The 18,855-nt window shown below is 43.6% G+C and carries 13 protein-coding genes; all 13 read left to right on the top strand.

The annotated features are described in order from the left end of the window. Positions 1 to 7 precede the first annotated feature (7 nt). The 13 genes from D0T84_RS13265 to D0T84_RS13205 all read left to right on the top strand — a co-directional run bounded on the left by D0T84_RS13265 (position 8) and on the right by D0T84_RS13205 (position 18,679). On the top strand, positions 8 to 1,777 hold the full coding sequence (locus D0T84_RS13265; protein ID WP_163308342.1) for a RagB/SusD family nutrient uptake outer membrane protein: 1,770 nt from the start codon (positions 8 to 10) through the stop codon (positions 1,775 to 1,777). 25 nt (positions 1,778 to 1,802) lie between these two features. Beyond that, positions 1,803 to 3,326, top strand: a complete 1,524-nt coding sequence (locus D0T84_RS13260) for a DUF4957 domain-containing protein (protein ID WP_163308341.1) — start codon at positions 1,803 to 1,805, stop codon at positions 3,324 to 3,326. Between the two features lie 154 nt (positions 3,327 to 3,480). Further along, entirely contained in the window at positions 3,481 to 5,130 is a 1,650-nt protein-coding gene (locus D0T84_RS13255) for a glycoside hydrolase family 28 protein (protein ID WP_163308340.1), read from the top strand. A 14-nt stretch (positions 5,131 to 5,144) separates the two neighbouring features. Further along, positions 5,145 to 6,311, top strand: a complete 1,167-nt coding sequence (locus D0T84_RS13250; RefSeq protein WP_163308339.1) for a glycoside hydrolase family 105 protein — start codon at positions 5,145 to 5,147, stop codon at positions 6,309 to 6,311. Positions 6,312 to 6,411: 100 nt separating this feature from the next. After that, complete coding sequence (locus tag D0T84_RS13245) at positions 6,412 to 7,782, top strand: polysaccharide lyase family 1 protein (protein ID WP_163308338.1); 1,371 nt, start codon at positions 6,412 to 6,414, stop codon at positions 7,780 to 7,782. 112 nt (positions 7,783 to 7,894) lie between these two features. After that, positions 7,895 to 8,845: a pectinesterase family protein gene (locus tag D0T84_RS13240; protein ID WP_163308337.1), complete on the top strand. Its 951-nt coding sequence runs from the start codon at positions 7,895 to 7,897 to the stop codon at positions 8,843 to 8,845. 38 nt (positions 8,846 to 8,883) lie between these two features. After that, complete coding sequence (locus D0T84_RS13235) at positions 8,884 to 10,437, top strand: glycoside hydrolase family 28 protein (RefSeq protein ID WP_163308336.1); 1,554 nt, start codon at positions 8,884 to 8,886, stop codon at positions 10,435 to 10,437. 126 nt (positions 10,438 to 10,563) lie between these two features. Then, positions 10,564 to 11,268, top strand: coding sequence for a rhamnogalacturonan acetylesterase (locus tag D0T84_RS13230; RefSeq protein WP_163308335.1), 705 nt, complete (start codon positions 10,564 to 10,566; stop codon positions 11,266 to 11,268). Continuing rightward, positions 11,265 to 12,887, top strand: coding sequence for a glycoside hydrolase 43 family protein (locus tag D0T84_RS13225; protein WP_163308334.1), 1,623 nt, complete (start codon positions 11,265 to 11,267; stop codon positions 12,885 to 12,887). Before D0T84_RS13230 ends, D0T84_RS13225 begins: the two co-directional genes overlap by 4 nt. 912 nt (positions 12,888 to 13,799) lie before the next feature. Beyond that, complete coding sequence (locus tag D0T84_RS13220; protein WP_255495362.1) at positions 13,800 to 14,795, top strand: alpha/beta hydrolase; 996 nt, start codon at positions 13,800 to 13,802, stop codon at positions 14,793 to 14,795. 214 nt (positions 14,796 to 15,009) lie between these two features. Next, entirely contained in the window at positions 15,010 to 16,416 is a 1,407-nt protein-coding gene (gene uxaC, locus D0T84_RS13215; RefSeq protein ID WP_163308333.1) for a glucuronate isomerase, read from the top strand. 237 nt (positions 16,417 to 16,653) lie between these two features. Further along, positions 16,654 to 17,496 (top strand): 5-dehydro-4-deoxy-D-glucuronate isomerase, encoded by an 843-nt coding sequence (gene kduI, locus D0T84_RS13210; RefSeq protein ID WP_163308332.1) that lies wholly within the window; start codon positions 16,654 to 16,656, stop codon positions 17,494 to 17,496. A gap of 28 nt (positions 17,497 to 17,524) precedes the next feature. Beyond that, the gene (locus tag D0T84_RS13205) at positions 17,525 to 18,679 is read left to right on the top strand and encodes a DUF4861 family protein (RefSeq protein WP_163308331.1); all 1,155 of its coding nucleotides are present in this window, start codon (positions 17,525 to 17,527) and stop codon (positions 18,677 to 18,679) included. Positions 18,680 to 18,855 lie beyond the last annotated feature (176 nt).

Here is an 18,855-nt window from a genome sequence, read left to right as displayed (position 1 = left end):
ATACATAATGAAAAAGTTTATATATAAGTCTTTGTTAGCTTTATCTCTGATAGGAGTAATGGCTGCTTGCGATCTCGAATCGGATCCAAAATCATCGGCTGAACAAGAATCTGTTTTTTCCATTTATGGATTAGCAGAAAAAGCAGTGATGGGAATACACCAGTCTTTTGGCGAAACCAACTCTTACCGCGGACGCTTTCTCCCATATTATGGGATTAATTCGGATATAGAGTGGATGAATAAAATAGAATCTCAGAGCGAGGCTAAAAAACAGCTTGTTGCATACGCTGCTACTCCTACAAATTCGGAGATGAATACAGAAAACAATGCATGGGCTAAGTTTTACGAAGGTATCGAGCGCGCCAATATGTGTATCGTAGGACTACGCACCTATGGCAATGTGGAAACTGACCCCAATATGGCGCATCTGTTAGGTGAAGCCCTAACGCTCAGAGCCGTTATCTATCTCGATCTGGTAAAGGGATGGGGCGATGTTCCTGCCCGTTTCGAACCAATCACAACAGAAACTGTATATGTGCCAAAAGCCGACCGGGATGTGATTTACAAGCAACTTCTAGCCGACCTGAAAGAAGCTGAATCACTGGTTGCATGGCCTAACGAGTCTTCTCAAACCACATCAGTGGAACGTGTAAACAAGACTTTCATAAAAGCGCTGAGAGCTCGTGTTGCCTTATATGCAGGCGGATACAGCCAGCGTGCCGACGGAGTACGTTTGAGCAACGATTCTGAACTGAACCGGACAGCCATGTATACGATTGCAAGGGACGAATGTGTTGACATTATCAATAAGGGTTCGAACCAGTTAGGAGCATTCGAAACTAATTTCAAGAATCTATGTAGAGACATTGTTACTGCCGGTGGCGAATCAATTTGGGAAATACCTTTCTCTGATGGCCGCGGACGTGTGTTATTCACACTCGGAGTTCAACACTTAGCTGCCGACCAATATACCAAGCAAGCCAAAGGTGGTGCTAACGGCCCGTTGCCGTATTTCTTCTACGACTATGATGTAGACGATGTACGCCGCGATATTACCTGTGTTCCTTACGAGTGGTCGAAAGAGAGCCAGAGTAAGCAACAACTTCGTTCTATCGATTCATGGTGCTTTGGAAAACTGCGTTACGAATGGATGGATCGTATGGTAACCTCAACGAATGATGATGGTATAAACTGGCAATATATGCGTCTCGCCGATGTATATCTGATGGCAGCCGAAGCGATCAACGAACTTGAAGGACCGTCTGGTGCGGCACAATATCTGAAACCTATTCTTACTCGCGCTCTTCCAGCAGCTAAAGTAGATACTTATATGTCTAAGGCTACAGCGAGTAAGGCTGCATTCTTCAATGCTATTGTCGATCAGCGTGCCTTTGAATTTGCCGGCGAAAGTTTGCGTAAAGCCGACCTGATTCGTTGGAACCTACTAAAAGAAAAACTGGACGAGGCTAAAACGAAGATGACCCAGCTGGCTAACCGTCAGGGCGCTTACGCCGACCTTCCTGAAAAATTGTATTATAAAACAGGTACTGATAATGAATCGCTTATTATTTACGGATTGAACCACGGTGAAACCGATGCAGAAGGCCAAAAGCTTGTAGATGCTGAAAATTACTCAAGCGGTAAATGGGTAGATGCAACTAAACTGACTGAGAAGTTAATCAACGCCCTGTATCAGGAAAATCCGAATGAGAATCAGTATTGGCCTATCTGGCAAACCTTTATTGACAGTAGTAACGGAACACTAACAAATGATTAATTATCATCATTAATTAAAACGAATCATGAATAAGTTGAAAAATATTATATATGTATTGGGATTATCTTTAGCAATGATCTTTACTGGTTGTTCCGATCCCGATGATGAAATTACGAGCATCGATTATGACCGGCTGTTTTCTCCTACAGAGTTGAAAGCGTCAATTGTTAATAAAACAGGCGTCAGGTTTATATGGAATACGGTTCCGAAAGCCGAGAGCTATAATATTGAAGTATATGACAATGCTTCATATGAAGGTACTCCAGTGAAATCAGCGAGTGTAACCGCAAGTCCAAGCACAATTGATGGTCTTATAGGAGACACAAAATACTGGGGTCGTATTCAGGCGGTTGGATCGGACATACCTGATTCTAAGTGGAGCGAAGTATCGTTTACTACAGATATCAATAGTGTTCTTTTACCAATAGAAATCGGAGATATAACAACTGAAGTGTTCACACTCAGATGGAAACCGGGGAAAAATGCTACGAAAATACTGGTAACCCCAGCTTCGGGAAAAGCAATAGAACAAGCTGTAACATCTGCAGAAATTTCGGCAGGTATAGCCAAAGTATCAGGACTCACTCCTTCTACCGAATATACAGTAGTGTTATATGATGGTGCTCAGAGGATTGGTTTGCTTGATATAAAAACACTTACTGAAGGTACTTTGTTTGTCTATCCAGATGACGATATAGCGTCTATGATTTCGGAAGCAAAAGAAGGAGGAGTATTCTTGCTGATGCCTGGTACACATACTGTAGCTACGCTTAACATTACCAAGTCTATTGCTATTGAGGCTGCCAGTTCAACAGATAAGCCAATTTTGTTAACAACAGTTATCCGTCCTGCTGATGGAGCAGCACTTGCCCTAAAAGATCTCATTCTGGACGGAACAGGATCGTCAGGCGACCAGGCTATCGTTTATGCTGAGGGTGAGTTTGGCGCTCTGTCTATCACAGGTTGTGAAATTATGAATTATCTCAAAGGTACGCTTTATGTTAGCAAGGCAACTAAGATAAAGTCTGTGACCATCACAAACTGTCTGTACCATGATATTGAGTGTAATGGAGGCGACTTTATTGACTTCCGTAGCGGATTAGCAGAAACATTTACATTCCAAAACAATACGGTTTACAACAGTGCGCTAGCCCGTGATTTATTCCGAATGGATGCAGGTGGATCAACTAATTTCCCTGATATAACAAGTATTATTACCATCGAAAACAATACGTTCTATAAAGTATGTGATGGTAGTAGCCGCCGTATATTGTATATCCGTTTAGCAAACCATGAAATAAGCTTTAATAAAAATATTATTGCTGAATCTCAAGGACATTATACGAATCAAAATGCGACGACAATAAAAGAAAGGTCTCAGAACAATTATTTTAACGCGCCTAATTATACAGCAAGTACAGTAGTTGGTGCTCAAAATGACACAGGTAGTTATACTACAGTTGACCCTCAGTTCAAAGACCCAGCAAACGGAGATTTCACTGTAGGAAATCTAACATTATCAGCAGGTGACCCTCGCTGGCTCCAATAATATTTAGATAAGCACTGTTACAGGATTAATTCCTGATCCTGTAACAGTCTTTTTTACTTAGAGAAACTTCTTAATTAATTATCTCTCAGAGTGATTGTTTGCTCTGTGCTAGGCATCACATTAAAAATGACAAGCCTGTAAATTATATAACTCAATGAAACAAAACAGAATAATTCAGTTTTTTATACTATCCTTTCTTGTGTGTTTCGCACAATCAGGATGTGCACAAAAAAGTGAATATAAATACAAATGCCTGTATAATGATTTGCCATTTCAGATGCCTCATGTACAACGTCCGGTTTTCCCGGATAATCAAGTGTCAATTGCCGATTATGGCGGTGTGCCCGATGGCATAACGCTCAACTCCGAAGCTTTTGCCTCCGCTATGGAAGCATTGTCTCAGAAGGGGGGTGGAACGCTTATCGTACCTGGTGGTATCTGGTACACAGGCCCTATCGTTTTCAAATCAAATATAAACCTGCACCTCGAAAAAGGCGCACTGATATTATTCTCTGCCAATTTTGACCTGTATCCGCTGGTGAATACCGTATTCGAAGGTCTGGATACACGTCGTTGCCAGTCTCCCATATCCGGACGCAATCTGGAAAATATAGCCATTACGGGAGAAGGTTCTATAAATGGCTCGGGGCATGCATGGCGCCCACTCAAAAAATCGAAAGTAACAGATAGTCATTGGAAGAACGTTACCCGTTCGGGAGGAGTAGTTAAAGATGATAACTACTGGTTCCCTTCGGCAGGCTCTCTCAAGGGACTTGAAATAAGTGATATGAATGTTCCACGCAAAAACCTTACCGAAGCCGAATGGATGGAAATAAAAGACTTCCTGCGTCCGGTGATGGTTAGCTTTATCGAATGTAAGAATGTGCTGCTCGAAGGCGTACTGTTCGAAAATTCGCCGAGTTGGAATATTCACCCGTTAATGTGTGAAAATGTTATTATAGACAATATATATGTACGCAATCCCGGCTATGCCCAAAACGGAGACGGTGTAGACCTCGAATCTTGCGTAAACTCTATTATCGTAAATAGTATATTCGATGTCGGCGACGATGCTATCTGCATCAAGTCGGGTAAAGACGAAGACGGACGCCGCCGCAACCGCCCCACCGAAAACGTGCTGATCGACAACTGTAAAGTATTTCAGGGACACGGAGGCTTTGTAGTAGGCAGCGAGATGTCGGGAAGCGTAAGGAATATTTCCGTTTCCAATTGCCAGTTTCTCGGCACAGATGTAGGCCTTCGCTTCAAAAGCCGCCGGGGACGCGGTGGTATCGTAGAAAATATCTATATTAGGGATATCAATATGTTCGACATCGCTACCGAATCGTTCCTGTTCGACCTGTATTATGGAGGCAAGTCGGCTTCCGAATCATTGGAAGACGGAGACGTAACGCCTGTGGATACGGTAGTTTCTGTTGTAGATGAAACCACACCCGCATTCAGGAATATATATGTAAAGAACCTGACTTCGCGCAATGCACGCAGGGCAATGTTCTTCAACGGACTGCCCGAAATGAATATATCGAATATAAATGTGGAGAATGTGACCATCACATCCCGGATAGGCGCTGAGATTGTAGAATCGAAAGATATAAAGTTTAATAATATAAAGATAATACCAAAAGAAGGCCCGGCGCTTATATTGAAAAATATAGAAGACTTTACGCTGGCGGGATTTGAATACCCTGCATCGTTGAAAGAAGCAGTAAAAATAAGCGGTAAAAATAAAAATATTCAGTTGCCTGAGTCTATAGCAAATGAATTAGTTCACAATATGAAATAAAGAAAGGTTAGATTATGAAGATAAAATTACTGATAATATTATTGTCTCTGTCTTCTTCCTTATTTGCGGGTGACGGGGTAAAATATTACATCCAGATGTCCGATTCTGAGATGAAGCGTAATCCCGAAGGTTGGATGCTCGATTTCTCCAAAGCGCCAAAATGGAACTATTGCCACGGACTGGAATTGCAAGCTATTTTCCAAACCTGGCAAAAAACATTCGACCAGAAGTATTACGACTATGTATATGGTTTTGCCGACCTGATGGTAGAAGAGGACGGACAGATAAAAACCTACAAACCATTAGAATATAATATCGACCGTGTTAATTCGGGCAAAATGCTTTTCCCGATGTATGCACTCACCAAGCAAGAACGCTTCAAAAAAGCCCTTGACCTCATGCGTGACCAGATGCGCACTCACCCGCGCACTAAGGACGGAAGCTTCTGGCACAAAAAGATTTATCCGCATCAGGTGTGGCTCGATGGTCTCTATATGGCAGGCCCATATCTGGCACAGTATGCCAAAACATTCAACGAGCCGGAACTATTCGATGATGTTGCCGTTCAGATTCTGGATGTAAAAAAATACCTGTACGATGCCAAAACAGGCCTATACTATCACGGCTGGGACGAAAGTCGTCAGCAGCGTTGGGCCGACCCTGTTACCGGATTGTCGCCTAACTTCTGGTCGAGAAGCATTGGCTGGTATATGATGGCAATGATAGATGTCCTTGACTTCCTCCCGGAAAACCATCCGAACCGTGCGGAAATAATAACCCTGTTTACAGACCTCTGTGCTGCTGTAGAAAAATACAGGGATGCCGATACCGGAATGTGGTATCAGGTGACCGACCAGATGGGACGCGAAGGAAACTACATAGAGTCCAGTGCATCAGCCATGTTTATATATTCCTGGGTGAAAGGTAGCCAGAAAGGATATCTGGATGAAAGCTATCTGGAAAAGGGAAAGTCTGCTTATGACCAGTTTATCAAACGCTTTATTAAAAAAAACGAAGATGGGACGATCTCCCTTACCGATGGCTGTGCGGTTGCAGGCTTGGGTGGAGAAAAGAACTATCGCGACGGAAGCTACGAATACTATATAAACGAGCCCGTTCGTGATAACGACCCGAAAGCTGTAGGACCATTCATCATGCTGAGTATTATGCTCGACAGATAGAATTTACTAATTCGCTAATCAACTTGTAACTCGTAACTGCCCGTAGGGCGAAGAAATAACATTCGCCGAAGCGAAGGCGAGGCAAACTTGTAACTAAATTATGAAAAAACTATTATTGTTCTTTTCCTTCATATTCTATATTCTGCACGCTTTGGCTCAGACTCCCGCATTTCCGGGAGCAGAAGGCGGCGGCAAGTACACTACTGGAGGACGAGGTGGTAAGGTTTACTATGTGAACTCACTTGAAGACACAATAATGGGCAATAAGAAAACCCGCGAAGGAACACTTCGCTGGTGTCTGAAACGAGAAGGGGCAAAAACAATCCTCTTTAAAGTTGCAGGTATAATACATTTAAAGTCAAAACTAATAGTAAACGACAGCACAACCATAGCAGGGCAAAGCGCTCCAGGAGACGGCATTTGCATTGCCAACTTCCCGGTAAGGGTAGAAGGCGACAATGTCATTATCCGTTATATGCGTTTCCGTATGGGAGACTTGTATGGCGTAGAGGATGACGCTTTGTGTGGTTACCGCAACAAAGATATTATCATAGACCATTGTTCGATGAGCTGGAGCACCGATGAATGCGCTTCGTTCTACGACAACGAGAATTTTACGATGCAATGGTGTATCATCTCCGAGAGCCTGCGTGCATCAGTACACAAAAAAGGCACTCACGGCTACGGTGCTATCTGGGGTGGAAAGAAAGCCTCGTACCATCACAACCTGCTGGCTCATCACGACAGCCGCAATCCGCGCATGTGTGGTAGCCGCTATAGTAACCAGCCCGAACTGGAACTGGTAGATTTCAGGAACAATGTAATATACAATTGGGGAAGCAACAGTGGTTATGGAGGAGAAGGGGGCAGGTATAATTTTGTCAACAACTACTATAAACCCTCTCCTGCTTCCTCCAATCGTAGCCGCATATTCTCTCCCAATGCCGACGAAGGAGCAAACAAACAGGCAGCAGGCGTATGGGGTGCTTTTTATCTGAGTGGAAACTATATTCATGGCAACAAGAAGGTTACGAGAAACAACCTGCTCGGATTGCAACCAAGTCCGGAATCAAAAAACCGTCTCAGCCTGATATCCCCTGTTCCTTTCGATGTACCTTTTGTAAGGACTGACGAAGCCGAAACAGCATACCTGAAAGTACTGAAATATGCAGGAGCCAGCTACAAACGTGATAAAACGGATGCTCGCGTCATCAATGAAGTAGAAAACGGGTTAACTCCCATCAGGGCATCCCACGATGCAGGCACAAAGCCGGGTATGATAGACTCACAAAAGGATGTAGGCGGGTGGGAGACATATACTTATACCCTCGAATGTGTACCCGCTGATTCCGACAGAGATGGTATTCCTGACGGATGGCTGGAAGAACATTATCCGGGGAAATCAGCAGATGACCTGAACGAAGAGGGCTATACTTATCTTGAAGTATATCTGAATAATCTGGTCAATTAAAAAAATAATTTGGTTTTTGGATTAAGGGGAAAACTCCGTGTTACTCCTTTTACTCCGTGGTTAAATAAATCTTATATATACCTGCATATCACAAAAATAATAATCTTGAACCATGAAACATATCATCTTTGTTTATCTTCTCTTTTTCACATTGGGTATATCTGCACAGGGTAAAACCGAAATCATTGTAGATCGCAACGGCACTGGCGATTTCCGCAATATACAGGAAGCCATCAATTCTGTACGCACTGCCGACCCGCGGGGCAGGATTACCATTCGTATAAAAAGCGGAGTTTATAAAGAGAAACTAATATTACCACCTCATGTAACAAACATCCACTTTATCGGAGAAGACAGGGACAAAACAATTATCAACCATGACGACCACGCCAATATCAACAAGATGGGCACCTTCAAAACCTATACATTCCTGTTGAGTGGCAACGATATAACATTGGAAAACCTCACTATAGAAAACTCCTCCGAACCGCTCGGACAGGCTGTTGCCCTGCATATCGAAGGCGACCGCGTAATCCTTCGCAACTGCCGCCTGTTGGGGCATCAGGATACGCTTTATGCAGGCAGGGATGGAGCCCGCCAATATTTCGAAAACTGCTATATCGAAGGGACAACCGATTTCATCTTCGGTCCTGCTACCACATGGTTCGAAGGCTGTACCATTCATTGCAAAAAGAATTCGTACATCACTGCGGCTAATACCCCGCAACATATCAAATACGGCTACATTTTCAACAACTGCAATATCACTCTCGCCGAAGGTGTAGATGCCATGTACTTGGGGCGTCCGTGGCGTGCTTATGCTATGACGCTCTTTATGAACTGTGCTTTGCCAAAGGGAATAAATCCTGTAGGTTGGGACAACTGGAGCAGCGAAGAAAATGAAAAAACAGCCCGCTATATGGAGTACAATAATCGTGGAGAAGGTGCTGTTACAAACCAGCGCGTAAAATGGGCAAAAATACTCACCGCAGAAGAAGCAAAAGAATATACTATCACAAATGTTCTGAGTGGCTGCGACAATTGGAACCCATTAGTAAAATGATATTTTAAAATTCAAAGAGTTAAAAAATCCTGCCTGTCATGAAAAAACTTTTTCTGATATCCCTATCTCTTTTCGGCCTGTGTATGCAAATGCAGGCACGCATCCACAATATGCTCGAACTAGGTGCAGATAATACAGGGAAAGAAAAATGCACAGAGCTGATAAACAATACAATAAACAAAGCTGCGGCTGAGGGGGGAGGCGTTATTTATTTTCCCACCGGCAAATATCTGACTGCTGCCATACACCTCAAGAGCAATATCACGATAGAAATAGAATCAGGAGCCACTCTCCTGTTCTCCGACGATTTCGAAGATTACCTGCCCTTCGTTAAAGTGCGTTGGGAAGGTGTTTTCATGAACAGCCTTTCGCCACTGTTTTATGCCGTAGATGCAGAAAACATTGCTATCAAAGGACGTGGCAAAATCGACGGTCAGGGTTTCAAATGGTGGAGCGAATCACGAAGAATTATTCAGGAAATAAAAGACAATGGAAAAACATCATCAACTAACACTCTTCAGCAAAAATGGCTGGACGCAAATAAGGATGTCGAAGTATACCCTTATTATGAAAAAACGCTGGAACGTAAGTTCTTCCGCCCTCCTTTTATACAGTTTCTGGAGTGTAGCAATGTTTTGATCGAAGGCATTACGATTGTAAATTCCCCTTTCTGGACAATCAACCCTATCGGGTGCAATGATGTGGTGATACACGGCGTTACGATAAACAATCCGTCTGCCAATCCGAAAGGACACAACACCGATGGTATAAACCCGTCTTCGTGCCGCAATGTGCGCATATCAGACTGTTTTATCAGTGTAGGCGACGACTGCATCACAATCAAATCGGGGCGCGATGCCGCAGGACGCGATTACGGCAAACCTTGTGAAAATATAACGATAACAAACTGCATCATGCTTGCCGGCCACGGAGGTGTCGTTATTGGCAGCGAAATGTCGGGCGGAGTGAAGAAAGTAACCATATCTAACTGTGTGTTTGACGGTACGGATGCGGGTATACGCCTCAAATCGTCGAGAGGGCGCGGGGGTATTGTAGAAGAAATCCGCGTAGACAATATTGTGATGAACAATATTCAAAAGAACGCTTTTATATTCGACCTGTTCTATGACAAAGAATCGAAATCCGAGCCGGTTTCGGAGCGTACCCCGGTATTCCGCAACATTCACCTGAGCAATATCACAGGCAGCAATATCCGCAAAATAGGATATATCACAGGTATAGAAGAAATGCCAATCGACCGGATTTCTTTTTCGAATGTCAACATGGTCGCTACCGAAGGTTTCACGGCAAAAACCGGGACGAATATCCGGTTTCACAATGTGGACTTTGCAGTAGCAAAGGGAGCCTCTTTTGCTTTCACTGGTTGCAAGGGTATTGTACTGGACGATGTAAGGTCAAAAGCACCTTTGGTAAATCAGGCTGTCGTGGAGTTTAATAACTCCGATAATATACTGATAAATAATTGTTTCCAGATTGCAAAGGCAGATATTTTCTGTAAAGCATCAGGCAGCAATATTATCTGGGGAAATAACTATTTTGATAATGTAACGGTTCAAAAGATTGAAGAATAAGGAATAATGTACTCCGTGCAACTCTGTGTTCAAAAAATTAAGATAACGACCATGATAAATAAAAGAAACATCCTCTGTTTTTTGCTTATAATAAGCACTTCTTTATTTGCTCAAAAACGCATCTTTATGATGGGCGATTCCACGATGGCAAATAAACTGATATTTAAAGTCGTAAATGATAACATATCAGGTGACTCTATCTTCGAGCCCTTCCCTGAAAAAGGCTGGGGGCAACTTCTTCCGGCCTTCCTTACCGAAAATGTTCAGGTAAAGAATTATGCGAAAAACGGACGGAGTTCGCGTACATTTATCGGAGAAGGCTTGTGGCAACAGGTGATTGACGGCTTGCAGAGTGGCGACTATCTGGTTATCCAGTTCGGGCACAACGATGCTTCGAAAGAGAAAGTAGACCGCTATACAACTCCCGAAGAATATGTCCGCAACTTTACCATGTTTGTACAGGAAGCGAAAGCGAAAGGCGCGAAACCTATCATTTGCACATCCGTGGCAAGACGCCGGTTCGACCAAAATGGTACGTTTCAAGACTCTCACGGCGAGTATCTCGATTTGGCGCGCAATGTAGCCATATCTGAGGGGATACCGATGATTGATATGTACGAGAAAAGCAAAGAAGTACTAACTAGGCTGGGAGACGAAAAATCCAAATCGTTGTTCCTGCACCTGAAACCCGGAGAAAATCTCAATTTCCCCGAAGGCAAAATAGACAATACGCACTTTAACGAGAGAGGCGCCCTGCTGATGGCTTCGCTATTCCTCGAAGGTCTTAAAGAACAAAACATTACAGAACTAACAGGGGAAATCAAAGAATGAAACTGCTGATAAAAATAATACTGGTATGCTGCTTTATACCATCAGGTATAAATGCACAAAACCATATTTCCAAAGCTTGGGTCTCCGACCTCGGTAACGGGATGTATAAAAATCCTGTGCTTTATGCTGATTATTCCGACCCTGACGCTTGTAGGGTAGGCGACGATTATTATATGACAGCATCCAGTTTCAACTGCATACCGGGGCTTCCTATCCTGCACTCCAAAGATTTGGTAAACTGGACGATAATAGGTCATGCCATAGATAAACTGACACCCGATTCCGTCTTCTCTAAGGTGGTGCATGGCGGAGGCGTTTGGGCACCGTCAATTCGCTATCACAAAGGAGAATTTTATATTTACTATGGCGACCCCGACTTGGGTATCTTTATGACGAAAGCAAAAGACCCTGCCGGAGAATGGGAACCACTTACTTTGGTAAAAGAAGGGAAGGGATTGATAGATGCATGCCCCCTGTTTGACGATGACGGACAGGTCTACTTGGCTCATGCCTATGCAGGCAGCCGCGCCGGAATCAAGAGCCTGCTGGCTGTTACCCGCCTCACACCGGATGGAAAAAAAGCAGTGGGTGAGTCCAGAATTATTTATGACGGGTACGATATAGACCCTACTATCGAAGGGCCTAAATTCTATAAACGAAACGGCTATTATTACATCTTTGCTCCTGCTGGAGGTGTGGCAACAGGCTGGCAACTAGCCATGCGCTCGAAAGATGTATTCGGCCCTTACGAACGTAAAATCGTGATGGAACAGGGCAATACTTCCGTCAATGGCCCTCATCAGGGAGCATGGGTAGACACACAGTCTGGCGAGGACTGGTTCCTCCACTTTCAGGACGTGGGAGCATTCGGACGCCTTGTCCACCTGCAACCAATGATTTGGAAAAATGACTGGCCTGTTATCGGTGAGGATAAAGATAATGACGGTTGCGGCAATCCGGTGCTTACATATAAAAAGCCAAACGTAGGCAAAACTTACCCTATAGCCACACCAGCTGAAAGCGATGAGTTTTCGACAAACAGCCTGGGACTACAATGGCAATGGCATGCTAACCCGCAGTCGTGGTGGTATTTTACCAATCAGGAAAAGGGTTGCCTGAGCTTGTACTCCGTACCTGTTGCTGACGATTATAAGAGCCTGTGGGATATACCCAATCTGTTACTGCAAAAAACTCCCGCACCGGGATTTACAGCAACTATGAAACTGACTTTCATACCCGACCCTCGCTTTTATGGAGAGCGCACCGGGTTATTGGTGATGGGAATCGATTACGGTTTGCTATCCTTCGAAAGCTCTGAAAAAGGGTTTATACTCTCGCAGAATGAATGTATAGATGCCGAAAAGGGAAATAAAGAAATAACAAACGAGTCTGTAACTCTAAAAGACGCGACAATTTACCTGCGGGTAAAAGTCTCGGCAGATACTACATGCGCATTTAGTTACAGCATTGATGGTAAGAAATATACAAATCTGGGTAAAAGCTTCAAGGCCAAAGAAGGCAAGTGGATTGGAGCGAAAATAGGAACATTTTGTACACGTCCCATTCAGAAAAATGACGGTGGGCGTATCGAAATAGATTGGTTCAGGGTAACTGAATAATATTTTAGATTGTTTTTAGATTTGATTATGAGAACGGAGACAGGCGCATACCTTCTGTCTCCCCTCATAATTAAATTATGCCAATCAGTTTTAATTAAGTAATGGAAAGTATTTATTGCAACATAATTTTCGTTCCTGTCATGCTGACGACAGGAAGCATCTCTTGTCTCTTTCCTCCTTTGAGGAACGAGATCCTTCGTGCCTCAGAAACAGCGTTCGACGGAACGAAGTGTAGTCAATGACAAAGAAAATGTTGCATTAATTATTATTGATTACTTAATATGTTTATTGATATTATGTATAAAACTATCTTAATTTAAATATTTTATCCTTAGCTCATACTGCCGCGCCCTCCCGGGCTTGCCCTTCCTTTTGGCATTGCCCAAAAGGAAGCAAAAGGCTAGTGCTCCGTTCCTCGGCGACCCACCAACGGCTTGCCGGCTGAAAGGAACCTATGGGCTCCGCCCCGTCCCTTTCTACGCCAGCTTCACCGGGTGGGTACCCCGCCTGCGGAACTAATGCACGGAGACGCAATGCGATAACAAGGCAGAGGTTTTTCCATTACTCTTGTTGGGCGGCAGCCAGCGCCATTAGCTGAGCGTACTGGGCACCCACCCGGTGCAGACGGCGTAGAATGAAGTGGGTTCGCTTTTAATCAAAATATCCCAATCATCAGGAAGATGAATCAGCCATCACTTCATTCAGCCGACAAACCGTTGGTGGGTCGTACGGCGAAGCGGGGCGCAATGCGTTTTTGCTTACTTTTGCCGCATTGGGCAAAAGTAAGGCAAAGAATCAGATGGCTATCGCAACGAAGTGAAGATAGACGAAGATTCTGCGCAGTATCTTGTAGAATATAATAAACGGTTTTAGTAGGCTATTGCCTCTTGATCCTCATAAATTATTTTTATTTTGAAACTAAAATTACATATACTGTTTTTCATTCTCTGTAGCCATACTGCAATGGCACAGAATGTAGAGATAGATGGCATCGCTAGGGATACATCTTTCACTGTATATAGTGCCTATACCAAAGAACTTAAGAAACGTCCCTACATTGAGATCGCTCAACCTCAACTACCTGAGAATGTAAAAGCGATAGAGCATATACCGTATTCAAATCCTTCGCCCAACCGCAACCTCAGCCTCCATATATACAGGCCTGATGACGAATGCAGGTATCCTGCCCTGCTGATGGTACACGGTGGAGGATGGACTTCGGGCAGTCTGTCTATGCAAATGCCGATGGCACAGCAGATTGCATCCAAAGGATATGTAGCTATCCCTGTAGAATACAGGCTGTCGCCGGAAGTTTTATATCCGGCTGCCGTCCACGACCTGAAAACAGCTGTGCGGTGGGTGAGGGCAAATGCAGAGGAATATGGAATCGACACAACGAAGATTGCGATATCCGGTTGTTCCTCCGGCGGGCATCTGGCAATGCTGATAGGAATGACAAATTCTCAACCTGCATATGAAGGCAACGGAGAATATGCGAAATATCAGAGCAACGTGCATGCTGTAATCAATATCGATGGCATCTCCGATTTCTCAACGGACGAACTGAATGCAGCACGCGAGTCTTTGAGTAAAAATAAAATCCCGGCATCCATAAAATGGCTGGGAGCGACATACGAAGAGGATAAAAATAAATGGGAAGAAGCATCGCCTGTGAATCATATCACAGAATATTCTGCCCCTGTTTGCTTTATCAATAGTTCCATCCCTCGTTTTCATGGCGGACGGGACGAAGCTATTCGAAAATTATCAACATATAATATTCATACAGAAGTACATACAATAGATGACACACCTCATCCATTTTGGCTGTTCCATCCCTGGTTTGGGATTACTGTAAACTATACCGTGGGTTTTCTGGATAAGGTGCTGAAAATGAAAAAAATGTAATCTGAATGTTTTAAAACATTTTTTTAGTTTTCTATTTCATTTAAAGTTTTGATTGTCAGCTGAATATATGGCACTGTTTAATATATGTGTGCGCACACATATTGTTTGGTAATTGAAAATAAGTATATTTGCATAGTGTTTGTGTGCGCACACACGCGCAATAAAGCTTGACAAACTATTTTTGAATAGGAATAATATTAAAATACATACAATCATGAAAAACTTTCTGGACGACAATTTTGTATTGCAAAACGAAACAGCACAACAATTATATCACGAACATGCCAAGTCATTGCCGATTATTGATTATCACTGCCATCTTGACCCGAAGATGATTGCAGAAGATCATCAGTTCGACAATCTGGGTGAAATATGGCTGGGTGGCGACCACTACAAGTGGCGTGCAATGCGTACAAATGGCGTTGATGAAAGATTCTGTGCAGGAAAAGATACCAGCGATTGGGAGAAGTTTGAGAAATGGGCTGAAACAGTGCCTTATACAATGCGCAACCCGCTCTATCACTGGACACACCTTGAGTTGAAGACAGCTTTTGGTGTCACTAAGTTACTAAAGCCTGAAACAGCAAAAGAGATATTTGACGAATGTACAGCCAAACTGCGCACACCAGAGTTCTCGGCAAGGGGGCTAATGAAACATTACAATGTAGAAGCAGTATGTACCACAGACGATCCCATAGATTCGCTGGAGTATCATATTGCGCTCAAGCATGAAGGTTTTTCAGTAAAAGTACTTCCTACATGGCGTCCCGATAAGGCGATGGCTGTAGAAGTTCCGGATGTTTTCAGGGCTTATGTAGAGAAATTGTCGGAAGTATCAAATGTGCCAATTAGCAATTATGCGGATCTGATAACTGCGCTTCGCAAGCGTCACGATTTCTTTGCCAGCGTAGGCTGTAAACTGTCAGACCACGGCATCGAAGAGTTTTATGCCGAAGATTATACACAAAGTGAGATTGATGCTATTTTCAATAAAGTGTATGGTGGCAAGGAGCTTACTCAGGATGAGATTATCAAGTTTAAATCGGCAATGCTGGTTGAAGGTGCGATAATGGACTGGGAAAAAGGCTGGACACAGCAATTCCATTACGGCGCTATCCGCAATAATAATACCCGCCTGTTTAAACAATTAGGCCCTGATACAGGCTTTGATTCTATCGGCGACTTCACTGTGGCGAAGGCAATGTCTAAATTTTTCGACAGGCTCGATACTGATAATAAACTGGCTAAAACAATAATATACAACCTGAATCCTCGCGATAATGATATGATAGCTACCATGATAGGAAACTTTCAGGATGGTTCTGTCGCCGGAAAGATCCAATTCGGTTCGGGATGGTGGTTCCTTGACCAGAAAACAGGTATGGAAGCGCAGATGAATTCATTGTCGAATCTGGGATTATTAAGTCGTTTTGTAGGTATGCTGACAGACTCGCGCAGTTTCTTGTCATATCCTCGCCACGAATATTTCCGCCGCATATTATGTAACCTGATAGGAACAGATGTAGAGCAAGGTTTGCTTCCGGCTTCAGAGTTGCCATTCCTAGGCAAACTGGTAGAAAATGTATCTTATTACAATGCGAAGGAATTCTTTAAGTTTTAAATTTTAGTAGATGACAAAAAGAAAGATTATTCTCCAACCCCTCGCCCTATGGGCACTCCCCTTCTGCGAGGGGAGAGTCGCAAAGCGAGGGCAGATACCGTTTCGTCCGTCAGGCACTCTTCCCTCGCTTCTCCCTCTCCTTTTGGGGAGGGCCGGGGTGGGGTCGGAAGGGTTAGATAATAGTCAAATTATTGTCATGTATTGTGGCTTTAAAGATCAATATTAAATATAAAAACAATGAAAACAATTATCGAAGAACGTTGGGGAACACACCCCGATGATGTGAAAAAGTATGACACGGCACAACTGCGCAAGGAGTTTCTGGTGAAGAGGCTTTTCGAAGCAGACAGTGTGCTGATGACTTATACCCACAACGACCGCCTGATAATAGGTGGCGCTCTGCCTGTAAAAGAGGCGCTGAAACTTGAGACTGTAGACCTTATCCGTTCTGAGTATTTCTGCGAAAGACGCGAGCTGGGTATTATCTGTATCGAAGGAGAAGGTGTTGTCTCAGTAGATGGCAAAGACTATGTAATGGGATTCAAAGACGCAATCTATGTAGGGCGTGGAAGCAAGGAAGTTATCTTTAAAAGTAATAATGCTTTCAATCCTGCTAAATATTATTTCGCGTCATCTCCGGCACATAAAGAATATCCGACAACTCAGATTACTGCTGAGATGCGCCGCACCCGCGATCTGGGCGCTCCGGCAACATCTAACGAGCGTTTGCTCAATCAGCTTATCCTGAGCGAAATAGTCCCTTGCTGCCAGCTACAGATGGGTATGACCGAACTGAAAGAAGGCAGCGTATGGAATACCATGCCGCCACATACGCATTCGCGCCGTATGGAAGCGTACTTCTATTTCAAAATTCCTGCCGGACAGGCTGTATGCCACTTTATGGGACAGCCGCAGGAAACCCGTCATATCTTTATGGGAAATGAACAGGCGGTAATTTCGCCATCGTGGTCTATACACTCTGCCGCCGGTACAAGCAATTACACGTTTATCTGGGCTATGTGTGGCGAGAACCTTGATTATGATGATATGGACACTTTCACTGCTGATAAATTACGTTGATAATGTGCCAACCTGTAACTAAATAAAGATGAAAAAAATATATTCCATAATCATTGCTGCTGTTTTCTTATTCTCATGCGCAGAGAAAGACTTTAAGGTAACGATAGAAAATCCGGCAGGCTTTGACCGCATGATGGAACTTGTAGAAATACCTATCGATAGTGTTAAAGGAAAGGTCACTGTTTCTGACAGTTCGGTCTATGTCGTGCAGACGGCAGAGGGAGAAGTGATCCCTTCGCAGGTAACTTACGACCGCAAAATCGTTTTCCGGCCTCAACTAAAAGCAAATGAATCAAAATCATTTATAATCACCACCGGAGAAGCGCAAAGTTTTGAACCTAAAACCTTCGGGCGTTTTATCACCGAGCGTAAAGATGACTTTGCCTGGGAAAACGACTGTGTCGCATTCCGTATCTACGGACCGGCTCTGAAAGAGACAGACGGGCCTAGCAATGGGATAGACGCATGGTTCAAACGTACGAATAACCTTATCATTGACAAGTGGTACAAGGATGATCTGGCGGGTGTGGCTTCTTATCATGACGATCATGGAGAAGGGCTTGACGACTACAAAGTAGGGCGTACCCTCGGTGCAGGCGCTATGGCTCCTTATGTAGACAATAAGTTGTGGCTAAACGAAAATTTCACATCGGAAGAACTGCTTGATAACGGGCCTTTACGTACGACATTCAAATTGACTTATAAGAATCTGGATGTAAACGGGCAATCTGTAGCCGAAAGCCGTACAATCTCTCTGGATGCAGGTTCGCAGTTGTCCAAAGTCGTTCAGGCATATACTATCAAAGCGCCGATGAATGTAGCGGCAGGTATTGTTAAGCGTGAAACAGGCGATTCGATCATTACTTCATTGGAAAAAGGATATGTTGTATATGCCGAGCCTAAGACCGAAAAGGTATCAGGCATCTATCTGGGGCTTGTATTCCCTAACGGTATCGACGAAAGTAAGGTTGAGTCTTATGAAGTATTGAACCCGGTATCAAAGAAGAAAGATACACACTCTCATGTTCTGGCTATTACAGTGCAACAGCCAAATATTCCTGTAACATATTACACAGGCTATGGCTGGTCTCAGTTTGGTTTCCCTGCATTAGCCGATTTTGAGAAATATATCCGGAATTTTTCAGAAGGTTTAAGACAACCTTTAGTTGTAAAATATAAATAATGCGAATCAGTATTTCGTTTTGTTTAAATTATGTGTTCTTTTATTTTTTACATAAAGGCTATCCTAGGCTAAATACATTAGTCGCGACTCCCTACTGCCGCGCCCTCCCGGGCTTGCCCCTTCTTTTGGCATTGCCCAAAAGAAGGCAAAAGGCTAGTGCTTCGTCCCTCGGCGAC

Origin of the sequence: Dysgonomonas sp. 521, from assembly GCF_010501055.1 — a bacterium.
GTDB lineage: Bacteria > Bacteroidota > Bacteroidia > Bacteroidales > Dysgonomonadaceae > Dysgonomonas.
Note: the sequence above shows the minus strand (reverse complement) of the source record. Positions and strands in the feature narration are given on the sequence as shown.